Genomic DNA, 23,805 nt, shown 5'->3' with positions numbered 1-23,805 from the left:
GGGCTCTTTATTTCTTCAGGTTCTCCAAATACTTTTTCCAGTCTTCCATGAACCTTTCTATTCCAAGATCCGTCATCGGGTGTTTGAAGAGTTTCTCCAGCACGGCAAATGGCATCGTCACGATATCCACACCCATGAGTGCCGCCTCCACCACATGCATCGGATGTCTGATGCTTGCGGCGATGATCTCGGTTTCGAAACCGTAGTTGTTGTAGATCTCGACGATTTCCCCAAGCATCCTCATCCCGTCGTTTGAAAGATCGTCCATCCTTCCAACGAAGGGGCTCACGTAAGTTGCTCCCGCTTTCGCGGCCAGAATAGCCTGGGCTGGGCTGAACACGAGTGTCACGTTTGTCTTTATACCCTCCGCGGAGAGAGTCTTCACCGCTTTGATGCCATCGGGTGTCATTGGTATTTTGATCACCACGTATTCGCTGATCTGAGCGAGCTCTCTCGCCTCTCTCACCATACCTTCGTAGTCGAGAGACACAACTTCCGCAGAAACGGGACCTTTCACCAGATCACAGATCTCTTTTACTCTCTGTTTGAACTCTGCTCCTTCCTTTGAAATCAGCGTTGGGTTCGTCGTTACTCCATCCACGATACCCCATTCGACACCTTTTTTGATCTCTTCTAAGTTTGCTGTGTCCAGAAAGATCTTCATCGTTTCACCTCCCAGAAGCTATTCTCCCTTATTTTCTTTAAGAGCTCGATAGGAATTTTTGAAAATCTCTGTTAGTCTTTGATTGATAAGAAGTTAACTCAACGTTCCTGATTTGATAGAAACATTTCAACTTCATCTAAAACCGGCATCGCATCTACACCGCCCACTCTTGTGATAACGATAGCGGCGACGGCGTTGGCGAACTTTCCAATCTCGACAGCGTCTTCGATCGTTTCAGGTGTTTTCTCCAGATACTTGTGTATCACTGCGGCTGTGAACGAGTCTCCGCATCCCGTAGCATCCACAGGTTTTACTTTGAAAGAAGAAACCACACGTTTTTCTCCTTTGAACTTCACAAGACATCCCCTTTCTCCCATGGTCACAAAAAGCAGGCCGTTTTCCTTGATCGGAATTCTGTCAACGGCCGTTTCTAAATCTTCCTGGAAGATGTATTCCAGATCCTTGTCGCTGAGTTTCACAATATCTACCTTCGAAGAGATCTCGAGAAAGTCCTTCACGAAGGTGTTTCTGTCTTCTATCAGTGAGGGTCTCACGTTCGGATCGTAAGAGACGGGCTTCCCTTCTTCCAAAAACGTTTCCATCACTTTCAAATAGGCGCTTCTCGATGGTTCAACGGCAAGAGAATATGATCCGATGTGAAGGAAAGAAAATTGTGCGGGGTTGATGTTCACTTCTTCCGGTCTCAGATTCGTATCGGCTGGTTTTTCTCTGAAGAAGACGAAATCCGGATTTCCCTGAGCGTCTCTTGCCACAAAAGCGAGGGTAGTCTTACAAGAAGAATCGAAGATGATGTGTGTTGTGTCTATGCCTTCTTTTTTCATCACCTCAAGTAGGAACTCGGAGAACTGGTCTCCTCCAAGTTTTCCGAGAAAGGAAACTTCTCTTCCCAGTCTTCTGAGGGCAACGGCGACGTTCAGGGGAGAACCTCCCGCTTTTTTTCTGAAGAGCTCACTCTGTGAAAGGTTCTTTCCTTTGTCCTCTGAGATGAAATCGATGAGGATTTCGCCGGTACAGAGGATGGTAGCCATGATAGTACCTCCCTCACTTTATTGTCGATACAGAAAGTCTTTTTAAGAATTTCACTTTTAAAACAATTTGCATTTTGGTGTTGTTATGCTTTTTATTTTTTAGTTTATTCAATAGAATGGTAGCAGCAATTAATCCTATCTCTCTGGGATCTTGTGAAACACAGGTGATGGGGGGTTCAAATATTTCATTCCATGGTGCATCATCGAAGCTCACTATTGAAACATCTTCTGGTATTTTCAAAGCCATTTCTTTTGCAGCTCTCAAACAACCAAGGGTCATATGATAGCTACCTATTATCACTGCTGTTGGCCTTTCTTTTGAACGCATGAGGTTGAGGAAAGCTTCCCTTGCATCTTCTTCTGAAGATTTTCCATCAATTAACCATTCTTCTTTGAAGACTATTTTGTCTTTGTACTCAAGGAAAGTTTTCAAACGAATTTCAGAAGTGTAGATACCTCGCAATGGATGAATGAATCCTATTTTTTTATGACCCCGCGAAATCAAATAGTCCATCAATAGCTTCATTCCCTCTGAATTGTCAGATATAACATAATCTGTCTCTATTCCTTCAACCAATCTGTCAAAAAATACAACAGGGATTTTATATTCGTTTATTATTACCTCGTAAAGCTCTTTGTTTTCCTTAAAATTCGCAGGTGCTGAGAGTATTCCTTCGACTTTTTGATTTACCAAAATCTTGAGATGTTCTTCCTCCTTTTTTGGATCGTCTTCGGTGGGGCAAAGCAACAATCGATACCCAAGATGGTACAATGCTCTTTCTACACTTTCAACTATTAGAGCAAAAAAATCACCCTTTAACTCAGGAACAAGAATTCCTACCAATTTTGTTGTACCGCTCTTCAAACCGATTGCCAATGGATTGGGTGTGTATCCTAGTTCTTCGGCGAGTTTTATAATTTTTTCACGCAAACGTTTGCTGACGCCAGGCTTTCCGTTTAAAGCGCGAGAAACCGTTGAAACAGAAACGTTCAATCGTTGAGCAATATCTTTTAAAGAAATTCCTTTCAAATTATCACCTCCAAATCTTATTTTCTGTTTTTCGCTTTTTATTTTAGCATTATGTCTTATTACGTGGCAATATGTAATCAAAAGCATGAGAAAAAGAAAGAAAATGGGCAGTAATTCAAAATAATCAAGGATAATGGTTAATGAGTATGAAAAATAGGGAATTTTGGCCCTTGACATTTGAACAAATCTCTATGTAAAATAACGGTGAAAGCAAACGTTTGAGTTACCAAAAAATGATGAAGGTTACAGAAGGAGTGATAACATGAAAGCAGTTTATCTGGTGAGACCTAAAGAATTTGAAATGAGAGAGATTGAAATTCCCTCTCCTGGCCCTGGCGAAGTGTTAATAAGGATTAAAGCAGTAGGGATATGCGGTTCCGATATTCATTACTACCAGCATGGGAGAATAGGAAATTTCGTAGTTGAAAAACCTATTATTCTTGGACATGAAGCAGCAGGTGAAGTTGTGGAAGTAGGAGAGGGAGTAGAAGATTTGAAACTGGGTGACAGAGTCGCTATCGAACCTCAAGTACCTTGTAGAAAATGTAAATACTGCAAATCAGGAAGATACAATCTGTGCCCAGATGTAAAATTTTGGGCAACTCCTCCTATTGATGGTGCTTTCAGAGAATACGTGACACATCCAGCAGATTTTTGCTTTAAACTTCCAGAAAACGTCTCATATGAAGAGGGAGCAATGATAGAGCCTCTATCGGTGGGATTGTGGGCAGTCGAACGATCGGGAGTCAAACCCGAACACAAAGTTGCAATACTTGGTTCAGGAACCATCGGAATTATGGTGTTTCAAAGTTTAAAAGCGGTGGGAGTAACAGATGTAACAGTTTTTGATATCTTTCCTTCGAAATTGGAAATTGCGAAGAATTTAGGGGCGAAAAGAGTAGCAATAGTGGAAAAAAGAGAAGATTATGAGGCTTTTCATAACAGTTTTGATGTTGTTTTTGAAACAGCCGGCAGTGAAACAACTGTTTCTGAAGTGCCTTATCTTCTTTCGAGAGGAGGAACGGGAATTTTAGTAGGTTTACCTCCTTCAAACACTGTTCCCCTGAATGTCAATGAGTTGATTGCCAAAGAAGCTAGGATAGAGACAGTTTTCAGGTATGCAAACACCTATCCCAGAGCCATAAAATTGATTTCTGAAGGAAAATTTGTGTTAAAATCTTTGATTTCCAAATATTTTAATTTGGATAATTTAGCAGGAGCCTTTGAATATGCTATAAATCATAGATCAAATGTGGTCAAAGTTATGGTTGTTAACGAATAATCGGTGAGAAAGATCGATATTTCATAGAGGAGGTGTTTTGTATGAAGAAGTTTGTTACGAAGGTTGTTTTAAGTGCGTTATTGGTAGTGGCCATTCTTAGTTTTTCCCAAAATTCGTGGTGGGCAGAAGCAGCAAAGCCGTACAAAGGAATAACCATAAGAGGGATTAGCGAAAGTACCCCTCCTTCTAAGTACATTAAGGAAGTTTTAGCACCGTTGTTTGAAAAGGAAACAGGTATTAAAGTCATTCTTGAAACAACATCTTGGGATCAGATGTACGATAAGTCTATAAAAGATATGGAAATGGGAACGGGTGTTTATGATTTTGTTTACGTTGAACAAGACATCATATATTCGTATCTACACCGAGGTTTTTTGACTGATCTAACTGCTTTTATGAAAGAGAAATCGAACCTCGTTCACCTAGAACTTGATCTTGAAGATTTCACCAACTTTATAAACTATTTCAAAGATCCTAAAACAGGTCATCTTTTTGGTTTGCCATTTGAAGCTTTTGTAAAACCATATGTTTATCGAAAAGATCTTTTTGATGATCCTAACGTAAGGAAAGAATATAAGGAAAAATACGGCAAGGAATTGGAACCTGCAAAAACTCCTGAAGAATATCTGGAAATAGCGAAATTTTTCACTGAATATGCTCAAAAACATAATTTGGAGCTTTGGGGTACAACTGTGCAGGGAGCTTCTCATCCATCTTGTTTCTATGAATTTGTAGAGACTATACTTCCTATGTTTGGTGTCTATAATTGGGGTATTAACTTGAATAACTATCGAGCCTCCGTTGAAAATGGAGGACAGCTCAATGGTGAAAAAGCAAAGAAAGCTTTAAGATGGTGGGTGGAGTTAGTGAAATATGCACCGCCTGAAGCATTGCAGAGTACATGGGATGAAGTGGCAGCTACAATGGCTGCTGGTCGAGCTGCTCAAGGATTTGTATACGGAGAGAATGTTTGTTGGATAGCTACTGATGAAGCGCGTTCTAAAGTGGTTGGGAAAATTGGAGTAGCGCTCCCGCCTGCTTATCCTGAGGTAAAGGAAGATGCCATTAAAGGAAGAGGTTACATTGGTTACTATGATGGAGGTGCATTTGGAATACCAAAAACTTCTAAGCACAAAGAAGCTGCCTTACTGTTCATTCAGTGGGTTACCGCAAAGGAAAATCAAGTCCCATTTGCTCTAGCAACTGGGAGGGTAGTAAGAAAAAGTACGTTTGAAGATCCAGAGCTTAAAAAGGCTGATCCTAAATTCAGCTATTATTTCTCCTTCATGGAAAAATACGGTAAGTTGTTTGCAGGTGCTCCTCCATTCCCATTCCACTCCATAATTGTTGATATGGGATATCCGTACATTGCAAGAGCTCTGAGAGGGGAAATATCACCTGATGAAGCTCTGGACGAACTAGCTAAAAAGATCGATGAAACACTTGCAGAACTAGGATATTGAAAACAAAGCGTGGAGGGATTGAAAAATGAAAATATCGGAAGAACGCAAAGGTTGGGGGCTGCTGGCCCCCACCATTGTAATCCTTCTTTTTGTAGGAGTTGTTCCCTTCATATATGCACTGTTCCTTTCTTTTTACAGATGGAACATCTTCAGTGCCACGGGTAAACCCATCTGGATAGGAGCCGACAATTTTAGAAAATTGGTATTCGACGAAGCTTTCTTGTCATCTTTGGGTAAGAATTTGTTGTTCGCTGGAATAGTCGTCCCTCTTGAGACCTTCTTGGGTTTGATGCTTGCTATTTCATTGATGAAACCTTATAGATTTAGAAATGCTTTCAGATTGATTCATACTTTGCCTCTTGCGATGCCACCGATTGCCATAGGTGCCATGTGGAAATTGATGACAAATCCTGGTCTTGGAATAATTTACAGATATTTAGAAAAAATAGGGATTGTGTACAACATAGGAAGAAGCTCCACTCAGGCCTTTTGGACGGTTGTGCTTATGGACGTTTGGCACTGGACACCCTTTGTTACTCTTTCGTTCCTTGCAGGATTATCAGCTTTGCCACGTTCTCCTTTTGAGCAGGCTCAGATAGATGGGGCAAACAGATGGCAAACCTTTTGGCATGTTACTTTACCTTTGTTAAAACCAGTGAGCTTAACTGTTGTCTTCATTCGTTTGATGGATGCCCTAAGAATAGTAGATGAGGTGTGGATGCTTACAGGAGGAGGGCCTGGAACAGCCACAAGGTTTACTGGTATACATGTTTGGAGAATGGTGTTTTCCAGAACAGACTACGGTTATGGATCTGCTATCTCTGTTTTTCTGCTTTATTTGACCATAGTTCTAAGCTGGCTATTCCTCCAAGTAGTTACCAGACGCGAGGAGGGATAAAGGATGGCTATAAGGAAAAAAACTGTTTTCAAAGCATTATGGTATGTTCTTTGGATTTTTCTTTCCATTATCACTATTTTCCCGATCTACTGGACTTTGTTAGTCTCCCTGAGAACGAGGCTAGAAGTGTTTACAAGAACAGATCTTATTTTGAATTCTTTTTATTGGGAAAATTATATCCGTCCTCTTTTTAGGGATATATACGGAAAATTCCTCTTCAATTCTGTAATAGTCGCAACAGGAAATACCCTCCTTGTAATATTTCTAGCTTTTTTGGCTACTTTTTCCCTGTCGCGGTTCCGATTGCGTGGATCCAATAATATTTTCTTCTGGACACTAACAAATAGAATGGCACCACCCGCTGCTTTTACTCTTCCTATTTACCTCCTGTTTGCAAAAGTGCTTCCGTTTTTCTATGACACACATTTTGCTCTGATTCTGGTTTACTGTGTCTTTAACCTACCATTTGCTATATGGTTACTCAAAGGAACAATAGATGGTATTCCAAAAGAAATTGACGAAGCAGCATTAGTAGATGGTGCAAATTTATGGCAATTAATATGGAAGATTATATTCCCGGTAGCACGGCCAGGTATAATGGCAGCAGCAGTCTTAACTTGGTTGTTTTCGTGGAATGAATATCTATTTGCATCGACTTTGACTAATTTCAGAGCTCGAACAATGCCAACAGGATTGGCAGAATTCGTAACCGTTACAGGAACAAACTGGGGTGAAATGGCTGCTATGACAATTGTTACTATGATTCCCGCTTTTGTTTTCCTTTTCCTTGTTCAGAAGTATATAGTTGCTGGAATGACATTCGGTGCTGTTAAGGAATAAGTTGTTCAAGAGGGGGAGAAATTATGAGTACAAGGTACAATCTGTTCGACCGGATTTTTATATCTGTTGTAATTTTTGTAGCCATACATCTTCTATGGATGAGGTTTCTCGAGAGCCTTTTACCCATCTACATAGCTACTGTTCTTTCTATTATAGTAGGAATATTTATTGTCACGAAGCTTCGATAATTCCGTATAGGGGGGATTATGGTATGCCAATTCTTGAAAGACTCTTTTCTTTAGAGGAAAAGGTTGCTCTGGTGACTGGTGGAGGACAGGGCATCGGGAAGGCGATCGCTCAGGCGCTGGCAGCGGCGGGTGCAGCTGTTTTGATCATGGATATAAACGAAGAAACAGCCAGAAGAACGGTCGAAGAGATAAAAGAGAAAGGTGGCGAAGCAGATTTCTATGTTGGGGATGTGACGAAAGAAGAAGATTGTTTTGGAGCAGTCAAGAAGGCGCTGGATAGGTGGGGGAAACTCGACATAGGAGTCAACAACGCGGGAATAGGAGACTGGTGTGAAGCGGAGAATTATCCGGTTGAGAAGTGGAAAAAGGTCATAGATGTGAATCTGGTTGGGGTGTTTCTTTCCGCAAAAGCGGAGTTCCACGCTATGAAGGAAAGAAAATACGGAAAGATCATAAACATCGCGTCCATGTCCGGACACATCGTGAACAAACCTCAGAAGCAGACAGCTTACAACGCTTCAAAAGCGGGTGTGATTCATCTCACCAGATCCCTGGCCGCCGAATGGGCCCCGTACGGAATCAGGGTGAACAGCATAAGCCCCGGATACATCAGAACACCTCTTATAGAATCTCCAAACGTGAAAGATCTTGTTCCCCTCTGGCTCGACATGATCCCTCTTGGAAGACTGGGAGAGGTGGATGATCTGATAGGAGCTGCTATCTTCCTTGCAAGTTCCGCCTCAGATTACATGACAGGGCACGATCTTGTGATAGACGGAGGCTACACCGTCTGGTGAGGAGGTTAGAATATGAAAGCACTTCTGATAGAAAAACCCGGTGTTGCGAGTGTTGTGGAGAAAGAGATACCCGTTCCCGGTGAAGATCAGACCCTCGTGAAGGTGCTCGCATGCGGTATTTGTGGGACTGACTACAAGATATTCTTTGGAGGCACCAACGCCAACTATCCAGTTGTTCCAGGGCATGAGATCGTCGGCGCCGTTGAAAGATCGGGTGCTTTCGAAAAAGGCCAGATGGTTGTAATCGATCCCAACAGATCCTGTGGGAAGTGTGACTACTGTAGAAGAGGTATGCCTCAGTTTTGCGAGAAACTTCAGGCAACGGGCGTGACAGAACCAGGAGGATTTGCGGAATACGTGCTCGTGGAGAACTCACAGGTTTATCCTGTGAGAAATGTACCCGCAGAAAGAGCCGTTTTCGCAGAACCGCTTTCCTGTGTTCTCGAAGGAGTGAAGATGGTAAAACATGGATTCTACGACAGAATCCTCGTAGTTGGAGCAGGTAGTATAGGTGTGATTTTTGGTCTGATCTTCAAGAAAATTTTTCCGGGTGCAGAAATAGTCCTTGCGGAGAAAGACGAGAAACGCGCGGAATACGTTGTGCAAACTTTTGGATTGAAAGTGGATGAACCGAAAGGTGAGTACGATCTCACTGTCGAGTGCTCTGGTACGGTGGGAGGGTTCAAAGCTTGCTTTGAGCACACAGGAAAAGGTGGAACCCTCCTTCAGTTCAGCGTCATCTCCAAAGACAAGACGGTTGAGATCTCACCGTTCGAGATCTATCGAAAGGAGATGAAACTGCTCGGGTCTTACCTGAATCCTTTCACGATGAAAGAAGCGGTGAAGATCATAGAATCTGGAGAGTTTCCCTTCGAAAAACTTGTCACCGATCGTCTGGATCTTGAAGGGGTGAAAGAATACCTGTCGTCTCATAGGAAAGCGTTGATGAAGGGGATTTTTTCTCAGTAAGGTGAGGGATTATTTGTGTATTGCGGCATAGACGTGGGGACAACTAACACGAAAGTTCTGGTGTTCAATGATAGTTTCAAAGTGGTGTTTTTGGAAAAATTCAAAACGCCGGTGATTTCCAGTAAAGAGGGCGATTTTCTGTCATCAGAAAAGCTTTTTGAAGGGATATTGAGATCTCTCAAAGAAATTCCTGAGGGGATAAAAAAGAAGATAGGAGCTATTGGAATTTCTTCACTCGGAGAAACGGTGTTTCCAATATCGAAAGATGGAGAAGTACTTCAGGACGGAATGATGTGGTACAACAAAAGCGTTCTGAGGGAATACAGAGAGTTTCTGGAAAGAGTTCCACCGATTGTGATATTCAAAAAAACAGGGTTATGGCCTTCGTGGATATACTCTGTGTTCAAAATGAAAAAGTTCTACAAAGGAAATGAAGAACTGAGTCAAAGAGTTTACAAATGGCTCGATGTGACAAGTTTAATAGCTTTTTTGTTGACAGGAAACGTTGCGATGGACAGAGGACACTCTTCAAGAACGTTGTTGATGAACATACTCACGGGAAAATGGGACGATGAATTAGTGGAAGCATCTGGTATTCCAAAAGAACACCTTCCCGAGGTCGCTGATAGTGGGATCCCACGAGGAAAGATAAGGGAAGAAATTTCCAAAGAAATCGGTTTTCCTGAGGATGTGATTGTAACAACGGCCGGTCAGGACCATATAACGGCTTCCTATGCCGTTAGTGTTCACGATGAAACCAAGTTGATGGATTCTTCTGGCACGACGGAGGCTATGCTCTGGACGGTCGGTAGAGAAACTTTGGAGGGGTACCTGAAGAAGGCTCCAAAGGTGTTCCAAGCTGGTTTCCACTGTATCCCTGGTAAGTACTATCTTCTCACAGGTCTTCCCACGGGTGGATTCTGTATCGACTGGCTCCTCAACAAAATTCTCAAGGAAGATTACTCCGTTTTCAGGATGTTTAAATACCAAAAGAACACAGCCTTTTTCTTCCCCTACCTCCGTGGTAAGTTCGACAGGGAAGAGATCGGAGGAGCGTTCTTCAACTTAAAAGACACAGATGATCGGGATGTTATCATCTCTGCTGTTCTTGAATCGATCGCTTTCGAAATGAGAGGTTGTCTTAACGAATTCGAGAAACTGGGATTGAAAAACTATGAGGTTGTGGCAACGGGTGGTGGTAGTCAGCTAAGAGAGTGGTTGAAGATAAAAGCAAGTGTTTTCGACAGAGCTGTGAAGGTCTTCTCTGTTCACGAGAGCGTCGCTCTTGGTGCAGCCATGATAGCCAAAATCGCAAAAACAGGCCAAAAGAATTGGGGAGAGTTTTTCAAAAGAATTTCTCAGAACTTTGAATATGAATATTTCTATCCAGGTGAGAGCGATTACTTTCAAAGGAAATACCTTGAGTATTTAAAACTCAGAAACAGAATTTATGGGTTCTAAAATAAGGAGTGAGTCTGATGCATGGTGGGAAAGCGGTGAGATTTTCAAGGCTTTTGAATCCGAAATCTGGTAGGTCTCTTATTATCGCTTTAGATCATGGTTTGATGTTTGGGAACGTAGAGGGGTTGGGGGATCCTGTGGAGACTTTAGAGAAAGCGATATCCTGTGGTGTGGATGGGGTTCTTTTGAGTCCTGGTGTAGCGAGATTGACGGAGCAGTTGTTCAGAGGGAAAAATGCCCCTGCTCGGATTCTAACAATAGATCTTCCAATGGGTTCAACTGTTCCGGGAAGATTCGAAAAAGTATTCGCCCATAAGCTGATATACTCTGTAGAACAGGCAGTGAAAATGGCTGTGGATGCCGTGAAGATTCTATTCCCATGGGGATTAGAAAAGAGTGCACAAGCCGAAGTAGTTCAAGTGATATCAAAGGCTGTTGAAGAATGCGAGCACTGGGATATGCCATTGGTGGTCGAACCGGTTTTGTGGGGGGAGAATGTTTCAGAAAGGAACGATCTTGATCTCATAGAGTCTGCTGCGAGAATAGCCGTGGAGATAGGAGCGGACATCTTGAAGATTCAATTCTTGGGGGAAAGTCGACTCTCTCGGATAATTCATAGGCTTCGTATTCCCGTTTTTGTACTTGGGGGACCAAAGTCAGACAGTTCAAGACAGATCCTGAAGGTAGTTCAGGAATCAGTGAGATCAGGTGCAAAAGGAGTGATGTTTGGAAGAAACGTATGGCAGAGAGAAAACATGGAAGAAGTCCTGGCAGCCCTGAAATCCATCATACACGATGATTTGGGTTATGAGGAAGTTGTCCAGAAGTTCAATTTGTAAGAGGGGGATGCACAGTGAATCATCGCTACAAACCTGACTGGGAATCTCTGAGGGAACACACAGTACCGAAATGGTTCGACAAGGCGAAATTCGGGATCTTCATTCACTGGGGGATTTACTCTGTTCCGGGATGGGCGACGCCCACCGGAGAACTCGGTAAAGTGCCGATGGATGCCTGGTTCTTCCAGAATCCGTACGCAGAGTGGTACGAAAATTCCCTCAGGATCAAGGAGAGTCCCACCTGGGAATACCACGTGAAGACCTACGGAGAAAATTTCGAGTACGAGAAGTTTGCGGATCTTTTCACCGCAGAGAAGTGGGATCCACAAGAGTGGGCTGATCTCTTCAAAAAAGCAGGAGCGAAGTACGTGATACCGACAACGAAACACCACGATGGATTTTGTCTGTGGGGGACGAAATACACAGATTTCAACTCCGTGAAGAGAGGACCGAAGAGAGATCTCGTAGGAGATCTTGCAAAAGCCGTAAGAGAAGCAGGATTGAGATTTGGAGTGTACTACTCAGGAGGTCTGGACTGGCGCTTCACGACCGAGCCGATAAGATACCCCGAGGATCTCTCCTACATCAGGCCGAACACTTACGAGTACGCAGATTATGCCTACAAACAGGTCATGGAACTTGTGGATCTGTACCTTCCCGACGTTCTCTGGAACGACATGGGCTGGCCGGAGAAAGGAAAGGAAGACCTGAAGTATCTCTTCGCTTACTACTACAACAAACATCCAGAAGGTTCTGTGAACGACAGGTGGGGAGTGCCGCACTGGGATTTCAAAACGGCCGAGTACCACGTGAACTATCCGGGGGATCTGCCGGGCTACAAATGGGAGTTTACGAGGGGAATAGGGCTCTCTTTTGGATACAACCGAAACGAGGGGCCGGAACACATGCTCTCTGTTGAACAGCTCGTCTACACACTCGTGGACGTTGTGAGCAAGGGAGGAAATCTCCTTTTGAACGTTGGGCCAAAGGGTGACGGAACGATTCCGGATCTGCAAAAAGAAAGACTCCTGGGCCTTGGTGAATGGCTGAGAAAGTACGGAGATGCCATCTACGGTACTTCTGTCTGGGAAAGGTGCTGTGCGAAGACTGAGGATGGAACAGAGATCAGGTTCACCAGAAAATGTAACAGAATCTTTGTCATCTTTCTCGGTATCCCGACCGGAGAAAAAATTGTAATTGAGGATCTCAATCTATCAGCAGGGACAGTGAGACATTTCCTGACGGGGGAGAGATTGAGCTTCAAAAATGTGGGAAAGAACCTGGAAATCACAGTACCCAAAAAGCTCCTTGAAACAGACAGCATAACACTCGTGTTGGAGGCGGTGGAAGAATGAAGGGAAAATACAGGGTGGGACTCATCAGCTTCTCCGATGGAAGAGAGTACGTGCACAGAGAACTTGAAGGCATTGTGAAAAAGTTCGAAGATGAGATAGCAAAAACTCTGGAAGAAACAGGAGAAGTGGAGGTAATCAGAGCAAAAGAAATCGTGTGGAAGCCTTCAATAGCGAAGAGAGAAGCAAGAAGGCTCGCAGAAGAGGGAGCGGAAGTTACCATCTTCAACTACGCAGTTTGGGCGTTCCCTCATTTCACAGTTCTTGCGAGCAAATTCGCACCGGGTCCGTTTCTACTTTTTTCCAACATAAACCCGCAGTATCCAGGTATGGTTGCGATGCTCTCTGCGGCGGGAGCGCTGGAACAGGACGGAACGAAGCACTACAGAATGTGGGGCAACATAAAAGACGAGAAAGTTCTCAGGAAAGTGATGGCATTCATCAGAGCGGGAAGCACATACAAAAAACTCAGGGGTCAGAGATACGGTGTGTTCGGTGGAAGATCGATGGGTATGTACACCGCCGTTCCTAACGTGGATCTGTGGAACAAGATCTTCGGTGTCGATGTAGAGCACATAGACCAGTTCGAGATCGTTCGAAGAAGCCAGCTGATACCGGACGAGCGCGCAAGGAAAGGAAGGCTCTGGATCGAAGAGAAAGCAAAAGCGGTTCACTACGATGGGAAGTACCTCACACCCGAAAAGCTCGAACTCCAGATAAAGAGCTATCATGCGGTGAGGGAGATCGTGGAGGAGATGGAATTAGACTTTGTGGGAATAAAAGGCCAGCTCGAACTCACAGAACACTTCGTGACGATGGATGTGACGGAGACGTTCCTGAACGATCCCTACGACTGGGAAGGAGAGCACGAACCGATCGTGTGCGCAACAGAGGCAGATTCCGATGGGGCGCTCACGATGCAGATCTTCAAGCTGATTGCGAAAACACCCGTGCTCTTTGCGGACGTGAGACACTACGTGGAGGAGTACGATGTACTGGATCTGTGCAACTCAGGAAACCACGCAACGTACTTTGCAGCCAGATCGTTCGATCCCGACGAGAACATGAAGAAAGTGGAGTTCTATCCACAGACGTTCTACTTCCCCGCAGGTGGTGCAGCGGTAAAACACATAGCAGCACCCGGAAAAGTGACACTTGGAAGACTCACGAGGGAAGATGGAAGGTACAGATTCACAGTCGTTCCTGGAGAGTTCGTGGACTTTGGGGAGGAGAAAAACTACGAGATAGCAGACAGCATACAGAACAACTGGCCGCACGCGTTTTTGAAGATGGAGACACCTATAGACGAATTCCTGACCAAATATTCCTCCAACCACATCCACGGCGTCTACGGAGACTACGTGGAGGAGATCAAAACCTTCTGTGAAATAGCCGGTATCGATTTTGTGCTTATGAAATGAGGGCGCAGAAGCGCCCTCATTTTGTCTTTAAAATCGCTCTCTGGAAGCTGAGAACCACCTCTGTTCCTTTTTCTAGTTCTCTTGTCTCAGCGCCTTCCACAGCTTCAAGCCTTTCGTTCCAGAACAGCAGCTTCCATGGTTTTCCGGAGTCCTTCAGGACCTCAACGTGTATCTCGTTTTCTCTTCTCTCTACTTTCACACTCAATTCCACCTCGTCCCGTGTGTTGTAAACATGCGCTGTTTTGTTTGAAATTTCAAAAACGTTCAATGTGACACCGTCTGCGTAATCGTAATCCGGCCTGTCATCGACGGACCCTGCTGGAATTACGGAGTTTGGTCTCACAAAGAGTGGAAGCCCGAAGTAGTCGTATTTTTCTGTTCTCCATCTTCCTCCTTCTATCCTCTCACCGGTGAGAAAGTGAGTCCAGACTCCCTCTGGAAGGTAGTAGGTTACCTCTCCCGTCTCGCTGAAGATCGGAGCGACAAGGAGTGATTCTCCCAGCATGTACTGTCTGTCCAGATAGAGACAGGTGGGATCGTCTGGAAACTCAAAAATCATGGGTCTCGTGACAGGGATTCCCCTCTCATGTACTTCGACTGCGCTGGCGAATATATAGGGCATGAGCTTGCACTTCAGTTTCGTGAAAAATCTGAGCACCTCCACCGCTTCTTCATCGAAGTTCCAGGGAACCTTGTACATCGAATTTCCGTGGAGCCTGCTGTGAGATGACAGAAGACCGAATGCCACCCATCTCTTGTACAGATCCGGTGTTGTGATGTCCTCGAATCCTCCGATGTCGTGACTCCAGAAACCGAAACCGCACAGTGCGAGAGAAAGACCCCCTCTCAGGGTTTCCGCCATGGACTCATAGGAAGCCAGACAATCTCCTCCCCAGTGGACCGGGAATTTCTGACTCCCTGCCGTTGCAGACCGCGCGAAGACGACAGCGTTTCTCTTTCCGAGTTTTCTCTCCAGAGTTTCAAAGACGGTTTTGTTGTACAGATAGGTGTAGTAGTTGTGCATTTTCTCAGGATCGGATCCGTCGTAATAGACCACATCTGTGGGGATTCTCTCTCCAAAGTCCGTCTTGAAACAGTCAACCCCCATATCTATCAATCTTTCCAGTTTTGAAGCGAACCACTTTCTGGCTTCTGGATTTGTGAAATCGATGATCGCCATTCCTGGTTGCCAGTCGTCCGTCTGCCAGACATCTCCGTCTGGTTTTTTCAGGAAATAGCCCTTTTCTTTTCCCTCGTCAAAGAGACTCGAAAACTGAGAGACATAGGGGTTTATCCAGACGCACACCTTCAGTCCCTTCTCTTTGAGGCGTTTCAACAACCCTTCAGGGTCGGGGAAGTTCTCCCTGTTCCACTCAAGATCCACCCAGTGAAACTCCTTCATCCAGAAGCAGTCGAAGTGAAAGACATGAAGGGGTATGTCACGTTCTCTCATGCCATCCACGAACTCCATCACAGTTCTCTCATCGTACTGTGTGGTGAAGGATGTGGTGAGCCAGAGTCCAAAGCTCCAGCCAGGAGGAAGTTCTGGCCGTCCTGTGAGAAGTGTGTAGCGTTCCAGAACTTCTTTCAGATCTTTTCCAGCGATGATGAAATAGTCCAGAGTCTCTCCTTTCACACTGAACTGCACCTTTTCCACATGTTCTGTTGCAATTTCGAAGTCCACCTTTCCAGGATCGTTCACGAAGACACCGTACTTTCTGCTGCTCACATAGAACGGGATGTTCTTGTAGGTCATATCGGAGATCGTTCCGGCGTCCTCGTTCCACATGACAACTCTCTGACCGTTTTTGACGAAAGGTGAGAATCTTTCTCCGAGACCGTAGATCATCTCTCCCACACTCAGATGAAGTCTTTCAAGACAGAACCTCCCTTCTGGTGCCACGGCGTATCCCAGATCCGATTTCGTGAGGAAACGATCTTCGTAGAAGAATTCCATCTTGAGAGGATTCTTCCTTATGATCGCTTTTACCTTTCCTGAGGTGAAGATAAAACTTCCTTCTGTTTCTTTGATATCCGGTGTGAAGCTTTCATCCTGGTGGATTTCGTAGTACGGTGACTTTTCGAGTACTCCCTTGAAATGTCTGAACCGAATTCTTATTACGTTTTCAAACGGAGAGGAGATCTCGATCTCGAAGACCGGACCCTGAAGCGTCTGTCCCCGGTGCTCCACCCTCTGAAACGGCGATCGAAGGATCAATCTTTTTCCATCGCAGGAGTATTCGTACACCTGTTCTGGTTTGAACAGCTGTACCCCTTCTCTCAATCTCCACAGCCCTTCTGTGAAACGCATCTTGGCCCACCTCCTTTTGAACTAAGATTATCATGAAACTGTTTTCACGCAGAGTTTGAATAATTCCTCTGAAACCAGATACCAGCGAATTATAGAAGATTAACGTCGAGTATCTTTTCTGAAGGCTTTTTCAAATTAGGAAATACAGTTTCAGATGAGAAAATTGACGGTAAAAATCGATATTTATCGATAGTTGTGAATAATTCCAGAAAATCGGATTTTTTCGTGTTTGGTTCTCTTTGTACAGTGGTGGTAGTATAATAACGAAGAAATTTCTTTAGAGGAAAAAATAAAAACATTCATCAAAGGGGGTGTGTTCATAAGGAAAGTCTTTGTTTTTCTGCTGGTCTCATTGTTCATTGTGATTGGTCTTTCCTGGAGTGTCTACGCAACACCTGAAGACTACTACAAAGCCACGGGTAAAAAGATTGAAAAGTTCAACGAGGCACCCATGCTTGCCGAACTTGTGAAACAAGGAAAGCTCCCACCGGTCGAGCAGAGGCTTCCAAAGGAACCTCTTGTTGTAGTTCCTGAGGAAAGTGTAGGACAGTACGGTGGCACCTGGAGGAGAGTCTGGAAAGGGCCTTCTGACAGGTGGGGTATTCCCAGGATCAACCAAGCGAGTCTTGTGTTCTGGGACAAGAACGGAGAGAAGTTTGTACCGGGAGTAGCGAAAAGCTGGGACATACTTGAAAATGGAAAAGTATATGTCTTTCATCTCAGAGAAGGCATGAAGTGGTCCGATGGTCATCCCTACACTTCCGAAGATATCCTTTTCTGGGTCGACGATATACTGGGGAACGATGAACTCACCCCTGCGAAACCCGCGTGGTACAGACTTCTCGACAGGGTAGAAGCTCCAGATCCCTACACGGTGAAATTCGTGTTCAAACAACCGTACGCTCTGTTTCTACTTCAGGTGGCGAACAGAGGATTCACAGGCTCTCCGAAACATTTCTTGAAGCAATTCCACCCAAATTACACTCCTATGGAAGAGATCGAAAAGAAAATGGTTGAGGGTGTTCACAACACATGGGTAGATCTCTTCAATGACAAAAGTGATTTTCTCGAAAGTCTTGATCTGCCCGTTTTAACACCCTGGAAACCCGTCACAGATCCAACAGAACAGTTCTACATTCTCGAGAGGAACCCATACTTCTGGGCAGTTGACATCGAAGGGAATCAACTGCCTTACATTGACAGGATCAGACACGAATACGTTCAAAGTAGTGAGGTTATCATGTTGAAAGCAATCTCCGGAGAAATCGATATGCAGTGGAGGCACATTGGTCTTCTGGGACCCGGCCCGGGTGTTTTGCCGCTTCTTCTCGAAAACGCCAAGAGCGGTGGTTACAAGGTTTTGAGATGGAAAACCGACAATGGATCCGTGAGCATGGTGATGCTGAACATCTCCGATCCACCAGATCCTGTACTCGGAGAAGTTTTCAGGGATGTGAGATTCAGACAGGCGCTTTCACTTGCTATCAACAGAGAGGAGATCAACGAGATTCTCTTCAACGGACTCGCAGAACCAAGGCAAGCCTCGTTCGTGAGTGGATCTCCGTACTACGATCCCGAATGGGAGAAGGCGTATGTGGAGTATGATCCAGACAGAGCAAACAAACTCCTCGACGAAATGGGACTGAAGTGGGACAGCAAACGCGAGTACAGACTTCTTCCCAATGGAAAACCTCTGAGATTCACCGTACAGGTCACTGGTCAGACCCACGTTGATGTCTGGACGATGGTGAAAGAATACTGGAAACAGATAGGTGTGTGGGTCGAAATCGAAAACCTCGAAAGGTCACTCTATGATTCGAGGCTCAGTGCACACGATTTCGATGCACAGGCTTGGGTGATGGACAGGGCAAGTCAGCCCCTTGTGGATCCCCTGTGGATCATTCCTGGAAGCACGGAGTACGCTTCCGCGTGGTACATTGGCTGGGCTGATTGGGCTGGTTCTTACCTTGAAGGAGAAGAATCTCTGAAGGAATATCTACAGCAGGAAGATGCGATCGTTCCACCCGAGGGTATAAAGGAGACTCTCGAAAAGCTACTCGACGTATGGAAGGAGATTCAAAACACTTCCGATCCTGAAAAGATCAAGGAACTCATGAAAGAAGTAACGAAGATCCACAGGGAAAATCTCTGGATGATAGGAACAGTGGGCGAAGATATATCTCCTGCCATCGTTAAGAACAACTTCAAGAACGTACCGGAGGAACTGGTGACGGCAACGCCGTTCTTCAGTCCATGGAACGCCATGCCGATACAATTCTACATAGAACAGAAATGAGAAAGCCCCGGCGATCGCCGGGGTTTTTTGGAGGTGAACGTGGGTGGTAAATCCGAAACTTCCTGTGATCTGGTACGGAGGAGACTACTACCCGGAACAGTGGGACGAGGAAACGTTCGAAAGAGATATCAGGATGTTCAAAGAAGCAGGTATCAACGTGGTCACCCTCGGGGTTTTCTCATGGAGTCTTATCCAACCAGACGAGAACACTTACGATTTTTCGTTCTTCGAAAAAGTGATGGATCGTCTGTACAAAGAAGGTATCTATGTCTGTCTTGCAACTCCCACATCCGCTCCCCCTCACTGGATGACGCAGAAATACCCTGAAATCCTTCTCACAGACGTGAACGGTGTAAAGCGAGAGAAGGGAGGCAGACAGAACTTTTGTCCCAACAGTGAGAAGTACAGATATTTTGCAAGAAACATCGCAGAGAAACTCGCAGAACATTTCAAGGATCACCCTGCTCTCGTTCTTTGGCACGTGAACAACGAATATTTGAACTACTGCTACTGTGATATCTGCAGGGGGAAGTTTCAGAATTGGTTGAAGGAAAAGTACGGCACACTCGATGAATTGAACAGAAGATGGAACACGCGTTTCTGGTCCCAGACCTTCACCGCCTGGGAAGAGATTCCTGTTCCAACAACGAGAAGTGTTCTCTTCTGGAGAAAGGACAGGTATCAATCTGTTCTTCCGGAACTTTATCTGGATTACAGACGCTTCATGACACAGAGTATGCTCGAGTGTTTCCTGGAGGAATACAGGGCAATAAAGAAACACACTCCAGACATACCCGTCACCACGAATCTGATTGCGGCAACTTTCAAGGAGTGGAACTATTTCGAATGGGCGAATCATATGGACGTTGCAGCATGGGACAACTATCCCGGTTACAAAGAAGATTTCTCCGTGATTTCTTTGAGACACTCTCTGATACGCGGTTTGAAAGAAGGAAAACCCTTCGTCCTAATGGAACAGTCTCCTTCGCAGGCGTGCTGGAGATGGTACAATCCCCAGAAAAGACCAGGAGAGATGAGGCTCTGGAGTTATCACGCTCTCGCTCACGGTGCAGAGACTCTCATGTTCTTTCAGCTGAGACAATCAAAGGGAGGAGTAGAAAAATTCCACGGGGCTGTTATCACGCATGTCGACAGTCCGAACACAAGGGTCTTTCAAGAAGTGAAAAGAGTGGGAGAAGAGATAAAGTCCTTATCGGATATTCTCGACACAAGGGTTGTCTCACAGACTGCTCTTCTTTTCGACTGGGAAAGCTGGTGGGCGATGGAAGACACTCTGACACCGAACATAGACTTCAAGTACCTGAACGAAGCAGAAAAGTATTTCAAGGCACTTGTGAAAACCGGCCTTGGAGTCGATGTTGTTGGTAAAGATCAGAATTTTGAGGGATACAGGATCATCGTTGCTCCGGCGCTTTACATGGTGGACGAAGAACTTGCACGGAAGCTGAAAGATTACGTCTCGAACGGAGGAATCTTGATCCTCACAACAATGAGCGGTATTGTCGATGAAGACGATCAGGTTGTTCTGGGAGGTTATCCAGGTTATCTTCGCGATCTTATGGGGGGCTATGTGGAAGAAATAGATGCTTTGCCACCTGAGGAGAAAAACGAAATCTTGATGTTTGGCAAAAGGTACGAGTGTAGTTTGGTGTTTGACTACATAAAAACCACCACAGCGGAAGTGCTCGGAAGATTTGGAAGGGACTATTACATGAACGAACCTGCCGTGTTGAGAAACAGATACGGTGGTGGATGGGTTTACTACGTAGGTTCTTCCGCGTCTTTCGATCTTGTATGGGATCTTGTGAAGTTCATAGAGAGAGAACACGATCTCAGAGCAGAGATCACACCGCCAGATGGTGTAGAGGTGATAAAGAAAGTCAAAGGAGAGAAGACCTTCTACTTTCTCTTCAATCACTCTCATGAACCGCAGATCGTTGACTTGCCGGAAGGAACGTTCAGGGATCTGATCAAAGGAAATTTGTATGAAAAAAAGGCAAGACTGCAACCGCTCGATGTCTTGATCCTTCTGAAAGAGTGAGAGTTTTACCAACAGTAGTGTGTTCAAGGGCGGATTTCCGCCCTTTTTTGTTCTGGTGTTAGAATTTGTACAAGCTTCGTATAGGGGAGGTGTGATGATGCTCTGGAAGGCTTTGATCTTTCTGGGTATCTACGCTGTTCTTCACTTTGGCTACGAACTCTCCGGCTGGGAATTCTTAAAGCCCATCTGTGGAGTTGACGAGTCTGTCTTTGAACATCTCAAGATCGGCTTCTGGGCGTACTTTTTCACGAATATCATCGAGTATTTCTTCGCAAAGAAAAAACACGGGTTCTGGTATCCTCGTATCCTATCAACAGTTCTTCTTCCCTGGTTCATAGTGCTCATCTGGTACATGCTTCCTGTGTTCTTTGGACACATCGAATCGCTTGCTGTGGATCTTTCCTGGGCTTTTGTGGTAACCTTCCTTGCTGCGATCCTGTCGGAAATTTTCGAGAGAAATCTGGAAAGAAATTCTCTCGGAACAGATTTCAAAACAGTGATAGTTGTACTTTTCATCATCTCCATAATCTTCTACACCGCTTTTTCATTTGAAAAACCTTGGATCGACGTCTTCACTGAACATTGAAATGAAAACATTTTCAAACTATAATGTATTTGGAAACCACATGAAAGAAGGTGAAGCCTTTGAGAAAGATCAGATTGGGTGTTGTGGGGTGTGGAATCGCCGCTCGAGAGCTGCACCTTCCTGCTCTGAAGAACCTTTCCCATCTCTTTGAGATCACGGCTGTCACGAGTAGAACGAAGTCTCACGCTGAAGAGTTCGCGAAAATGGTCGGAAATCCTGTTGTTTTCGATAGATACGAGGAACTTTTGGATTCTGGTCTTGTTGACGCGGTCGACCTCACACTTCCCGTTGAATTGAACCTCTCGTTCATTGAAAAGGCCCTTCAAAAAGGAGTCCATGTGATCTGTGAAAAACCCATTTCAACGGACGTAGAAACGGGAAAGAAAGTTGTCGAGTTGTCAAAAAAGTCTGAAAAAACAGTCTACATCGCGGAAAATTTCAGACACGTTCCAGCGTTCTGGAAGGCAAAAGAACTGGTTGAGAGCGGGGCGATAGGTGATCCTGTTTTCATGGGTTGGCAGATCTGGGTGGGAATGGACGAAAACAACGAGTACGTTCACACCGACTGGAGAAAGAACCCAAAACACATCGGGGGTTTTCTCTCGGACGGAGGCGTACATCATGTGGCGGCGATGAGACTGATCTTTGGTGAGATAGCGTGGGTTTCTGCCATCGCAAAGGATATCTCCCCACTCCTTGGCGGAATGGATTTTCTTTCTTCGATTTTTGAGTTTGAAAGCGGTGTTGTTGGAAATTACACGGTTTCCTATTCTCTGAGAGGAGACGACAGGTTCGAGATCGTTGGAACGAAAGGAAGAATGGAAATATTCTGGGACAGAATAGTCCTGAACGGAGAAGAGATAGAAGTTCCCCATCAGGATAGTTATCAGAGAGAATTCGAGGATTTCTACCGTGTGATCATGGGAGAAAAGAGAAACGATCTGGGAGATCCTCTCGAGGCGCTGAAGGATCTTGCCTTCATAGAAGCATGTGTGAGATCTCAGGGAAACAGGGTGTCTGTTTCCAGTCTGCTGTGAGGAGGTGCTGTTTATGGAGTACAGGAAGGTTGGAAAATGGGGTATCAAGATCAGCGAACTCTCTCTTGGATCCTGGCTCACGTTTGGAAAACAGCTCGACCTCGATACTGCCACAGAAGTGGTGAAAAAGGCGTTCAACAGTGGAATAAACTTCTTCGACACGGCAGAGGCGTACGCGGGTGGAATAGCAGAGGCGATGCTTGGAAAAATACTCAAGAACTTCAGAAGAGAGGACCTCGTCGTTTCCACGAAGATCTTCTGGGGTGGAAGTGGCCCGAACGATCTGGGGCTTTCGAAGAAGCATCTTCTCGAGGGGACCTGGAACTCTTTGAAGAGGCTTCAGATGGACTATGTGGATATCCTCTACTGTCACAGACCCGATCCGAACGTTCCCATGGAAGAAGTTGTCTTCGCGATGGACTACATTTTGAGAGAAGGGCTTGCACTCTACTGGGGAACCTCTGAGTGGAGTGCAAAGGAGATAGAGGAAGCGCACAGGGTTTGCAAAGAACTGGGCGTCATGCCTCCCATCGTGGAACAGCCTCAGTACAACATGTTCGTGAGGGAAAGGGTGGAAAAGGAGTACGCACCTCTCTACGAAAAGTACGGCATGGGACTAACCACTTATTCACCTCTCGCGTCTGGCCTTCTCTCTGGAAAGTACAACAACGGAATACCGGAGGATTCAAGGCTTGCCACATTCCCGCAGGTAAGGAAGTGGCTCGAAGAGGGAGGGCTTCTCAACGAAAAAACTTTCGAAAAGCTCAGAAAACTTCAGAAAATAGCGAATCAGCTCGGTGCGAGTCTTCCACAGCTTGCCATCGCGTGGATCCTGAAAAACAAAAACGTCAGCAGTGTCATTCTTGGAGTGAGTAGACCGGAACAGCTCGAAGAGAACCTGAAAGCAGTCGAGATCAAAGAAAAGCTCACAGAGGACGTGATGAGAGAAATAGAAAAGATCTTGAATGAATAAAAGGCGCCGGGCGGCGCCTTTTTCAATGACAACAGCCGCGTGGTCTTTCCCGGTGTGCATACTGCTCCGGGTTATCTTTGAACTTTTCAGCACACTCTTGAGAACAGAAGTAGTACTCTTTCCCCATGTACTCTATCTTTTCTGCCGCTTCTTCTTTTTCGATCTTCATTCCGCAGACGGGATCCTTCACTTTCATAAAATCCACCTCCTTGCTAGAAAATTTCGACTTGAATTAGGCTTTCATAATATGCTACAATTAGTATAGCATAATTTGAAAGGAGGAATCA

Annotated in this window: 20 protein-coding genes; 15 read left to right on the top strand and 5 right to left on the bottom strand. The window is 45.1% G+C overall.

Going from position 1 to position 23,805, the window contains the following annotated elements; all coding sequences use genetic code 11:
- Nucleotides 1–7: 7 nt before the first annotated feature.
- The 3 genes from fsa to MC24_RS00635 all read right to left on the bottom strand — a co-directional run bounded on the left by fsa (nt 8) and on the right by MC24_RS00635 (nt 2,920).
- Entirely contained in the window at nt 8–664 is a 657-nt protein-coding gene (fsa, locus tag MC24_RS00645; protein ID WP_004083013.1) for a fructose-6-phosphate aldolase, read from the bottom strand.
- Nucleotides 665–762: 98 nt separating this feature from the next.
- Entirely contained in the window at nt 763–1,713 is a 951-nt protein-coding gene (locus MC24_RS00640) for a carbohydrate kinase family protein (RefSeq protein ID WP_038051538.1), read from the bottom strand.
- Nucleotides 1,714–1,726: 13 nt separating this feature from the next.
- Nucleotides 1,727–2,920, bottom strand: coding sequence for a LacI family DNA-binding transcriptional regulator (locus tag MC24_RS00635; protein ID WP_008193701.1), 1,194 nt, complete (start codon nt 2,918–2,920; stop codon nt 1,727–1,729).
- 85 nt (nt 2,921–3,005) lie between these two features.
- On the opposite strand from MC24_RS00635, the gene MC24_RS00630 reads away from it, so the two are divergent.
- From MC24_RS00630 to MC24_RS00580, 10 genes are all read left to right on the top strand, one after another.
- Nucleotides 3,006–4,025 carry an NAD(P)-dependent alcohol dehydrogenase gene (locus tag MC24_RS00630; RefSeq protein WP_008193698.1) on the top strand — a complete coding sequence of 340 codons (1,020 nt, stop codon included), beginning with the start codon at nt 3,006–3,008 and terminating at the stop codon, nt 4,023–4,025.
- Nucleotides 4,026–4,066: 41 nt separating this feature from the next.
- Nucleotides 4,067–5,488 (top strand): ABC transporter substrate-binding protein, encoded by a 1,422-nt coding sequence (locus MC24_RS00625; RefSeq protein WP_008193694.1) that lies wholly within the window; start codon nt 4,067–4,069, stop codon nt 5,486–5,488.
- A 25-nt stretch (nt 5,489–5,513) separates the two neighbouring features.
- Nucleotides 5,514–6,386 carry a carbohydrate ABC transporter permease gene (locus MC24_RS00620; protein WP_008193691.1) on the top strand — a complete coding sequence of 291 codons (873 nt, stop codon included), beginning with the start codon at nt 5,514–5,516 and terminating at the stop codon, nt 6,384–6,386.
- 3 nt (nt 6,387–6,389) lie between these two features.
- On the top strand, nt 6,390–7,226 hold the full coding sequence (locus MC24_RS00615) for a carbohydrate ABC transporter permease (RefSeq protein WP_008193689.1): 837 nt from the start codon (nt 6,390–6,392) through the stop codon (nt 7,224–7,226).
- 211 nt (nt 7,227–7,437) lie between these two features.
- Entirely contained in the window at nt 7,438–8,211 is a 774-nt protein-coding gene (locus MC24_RS00605) for an SDR family NAD(P)-dependent oxidoreductase (RefSeq protein ID WP_038051536.1), read from the top strand.
- A 12-nt stretch (nt 8,212–8,223) separates the two neighbouring features.
- Nucleotides 8,224–9,180 (top strand): mannitol dehydrogenase, encoded by a 957-nt coding sequence (locus MC24_RS00600; protein ID WP_038051534.1) that lies wholly within the window; start codon nt 8,224–8,226, stop codon nt 9,178–9,180.
- Between the two features lie 15 nt (nt 9,181–9,195).
- Nucleotides 9,196–10,641, top strand: coding sequence for an FGGY-family carbohydrate kinase (locus tag MC24_RS00595; RefSeq protein ID WP_038051531.1), 1,446 nt, complete (start codon nt 9,196–9,198; stop codon nt 10,639–10,641).
- A 17-nt stretch (nt 10,642–10,658) separates the two neighbouring features.
- Nucleotides 10,659–11,480 carry a class I fructose-bisphosphate aldolase gene (locus MC24_RS00590; protein ID WP_038051528.1) on the top strand — a complete coding sequence of 274 codons (822 nt, stop codon included), beginning with the start codon at nt 10,659–10,661 and terminating at the stop codon, nt 11,478–11,480.
- Nucleotides 11,481–11,494: 14 nt separating this feature from the next.
- Entirely contained in the window at nt 11,495–12,835 is a 1,341-nt protein-coding gene (locus MC24_RS00585; protein ID WP_038051525.1) for an alpha-L-fucosidase, read from the top strand.
- Nucleotides 12,832–14,253, top strand: a complete 1,422-nt coding sequence (locus tag MC24_RS00580; RefSeq protein ID WP_038033436.1) for an L-fucose/L-arabinose isomerase family protein — start codon at nt 12,832–12,834, stop codon at nt 14,251–14,253. Before MC24_RS00585 ends, MC24_RS00580 begins: the two co-directional genes overlap by 4 nt.
- A 16-nt stretch (nt 14,254–14,269) precedes the next feature.
- Here the strand turns inward: MC24_RS00580 and yicI are convergent, their stop codons facing one another.
- Nucleotides 14,270–16,564, bottom strand: coding sequence for an alpha-xylosidase (gene yicI, locus MC24_RS00575; protein ID WP_011943221.1), 2,295 nt, complete (start codon nt 16,562–16,564; stop codon nt 14,270–14,272).
- Nucleotides 16,565–16,883: 319 nt separating this feature from the next.
- Here yicI and MC24_RS00570 point away from each other — a divergent pair, with 319 nt between their 5' ends.
- From MC24_RS00570 to MC24_RS00550, 5 genes are all read left to right on the top strand, one after another.
- Complete coding sequence (locus MC24_RS00570) at nt 16,884–18,860, top strand: ABC transporter substrate-binding protein (RefSeq protein WP_038051562.1); 1,977 nt, start codon at nt 16,884–16,886, stop codon at nt 18,858–18,860.
- Between the two features lie 43 nt (nt 18,861–18,903).
- On the top strand, nt 18,904–20,922 hold the full coding sequence (locus tag MC24_RS00565; RefSeq protein ID WP_012310641.1) for a beta-galactosidase: 2,019 nt from the start codon (nt 18,904–18,906) through the stop codon (nt 20,920–20,922).
- A 97-nt stretch (nt 20,923–21,019) separates the two neighbouring features.
- Nucleotides 21,020–21,508 carry a DUF6512 family protein gene (locus tag MC24_RS00560; RefSeq protein ID WP_011943218.1) on the top strand — a complete coding sequence of 163 codons (489 nt, stop codon included), beginning with the start codon at nt 21,020–21,022 and terminating at the stop codon, nt 21,506–21,508.
- Between the two features lie 59 nt (nt 21,509–21,567).
- Nucleotides 21,568–22,545: a Gfo/Idh/MocA family protein gene (locus tag MC24_RS00555; RefSeq protein WP_038051523.1), complete on the top strand. Its 978-nt coding sequence runs from the start codon at nt 21,568–21,570 to the stop codon at nt 22,543–22,545.
- Between the two features lie 13 nt (nt 22,546–22,558).
- A complete protein-coding gene (locus tag MC24_RS00550) occupies nt 22,559–23,518 on the top strand; it encodes a potassium channel beta subunit family protein (RefSeq protein ID WP_038051520.1) in 960 nt (319 codons plus the stop codon).
- A gap of 22 nt (nt 23,519–23,540) precedes the next feature.
- Here the strand turns inward: MC24_RS00550 and MC24_RS09340 are convergent, their stop codons facing one another.
- Nucleotides 23,541–23,714: a YHS domain-containing protein gene (locus MC24_RS09340; protein WP_065212819.1), complete on the bottom strand. Its 174-nt coding sequence runs from the start codon at nt 23,712–23,714 to the stop codon at nt 23,541–23,543.
- Nucleotides 23,715–23,805: the final 91 nt, after the last annotated feature.

It is taken from the genome of Thermotoga sp. Mc24 (assembly GCF_000784835.1).
In the GTDB taxonomy this organism is placed as follows: Bacteria; Thermotogota; Thermotogae; order Thermotogales; family Thermotogaceae; genus Thermotoga.
Note: the sequence above shows the minus strand (reverse complement) of the source record. Positions and strands in the feature narration are given on the sequence as shown.

What these genes read in the sequence shown, in the direction of transcription:
- MC24_RS00620 (WP_008193691.1), top strand. Translation starts at nt 5,514, where the DNA reads ATGAAAATATCGGAAGAACGCAAAGGTTGGGGGCTGCTGGCCCCCACC.
- MC24_RS00560 (WP_011943218.1), top strand. Translation starts at nt 21,020, where the DNA reads ATGCTCTGGAAGGCTTTGATCTTTCTGGGTATCTACGCTGTTCTTCAC.
- MC24_RS00640 (WP_038051538.1), bottom strand. Translation starts at nt 1,713, where the DNA reads ATGGCTACCATCCTCTGTACCGGCGAAATCCTCATCGATTTCATCTCA.
- MC24_RS00630 (WP_008193698.1), top strand. Translation starts at nt 3,006, where the DNA reads ATGAAAGCAGTTTATCTGGTGAGACCTAAAGAATTTGAAATGAGAGAG.
- MC24_RS00550 (WP_038051520.1), top strand. Translation starts at nt 22,559, where the DNA reads ATGGAGTACAGGAAGGTTGGAAAATGGGGTATCAAGATCAGCGAACTC.
- MC24_RS00590 (WP_038051528.1), top strand. Translation starts at nt 10,659, where the DNA reads ATGCATGGTGGGAAAGCGGTGAGATTTTCAAGGCTTTTGAATCCGAAA.
- MC24_RS00580 (WP_038033436.1), top strand. Translation starts at nt 12,832, where the DNA reads ATGAAGGGAAAATACAGGGTGGGACTCATCAGCTTCTCCGATGGAAGA.
- MC24_RS00605 (WP_038051536.1), top strand. Translation starts at nt 7,438, where the DNA reads ATGCCAATTCTTGAAAGACTCTTTTCTTTAGAGGAAAAGGTTGCTCTG.
- MC24_RS00600 (WP_038051534.1), top strand. Translation starts at nt 8,224, where the DNA reads ATGAAAGCACTTCTGATAGAAAAACCCGGTGTTGCGAGTGTTGTGGAG.
- fsa (WP_004083013.1), bottom strand. Translation starts at nt 664, where the DNA reads ATGAAGATCTTTCTGGACACAGCAAACTTAGAAGAGATCAAAAAAGGT.
- MC24_RS00625 (WP_008193694.1), top strand. Translation starts at nt 4,067, where the DNA reads ATGAAGAAGTTTGTTACGAAGGTTGTTTTAAGTGCGTTATTGGTAGTG.
- MC24_RS00635 (WP_008193701.1), bottom strand. Translation starts at nt 2,920, where the DNA reads ATGTCAAGGGCCAAAATTCCCTATTTTTCATACTCATTAACCATTATC.
- yicI (WP_011943221.1), bottom strand. Translation starts at nt 16,564, where the DNA reads ATGCGTTTCACAGAAGGGCTGTGGAGATTGAGAGAAGGGGTACAGCTG.
- MC24_RS00615 (WP_008193689.1), top strand. Translation starts at nt 6,390, where the DNA reads ATGGCTATAAGGAAAAAAACTGTTTTCAAAGCATTATGGTATGTTCTT.
- MC24_RS09340 (WP_065212819.1), bottom strand. Translation starts at nt 23,714, where the DNA reads ATGAAAGTGAAGGATCCCGTCTGCGGAATGAAGATCGAAAAAGAAGAA.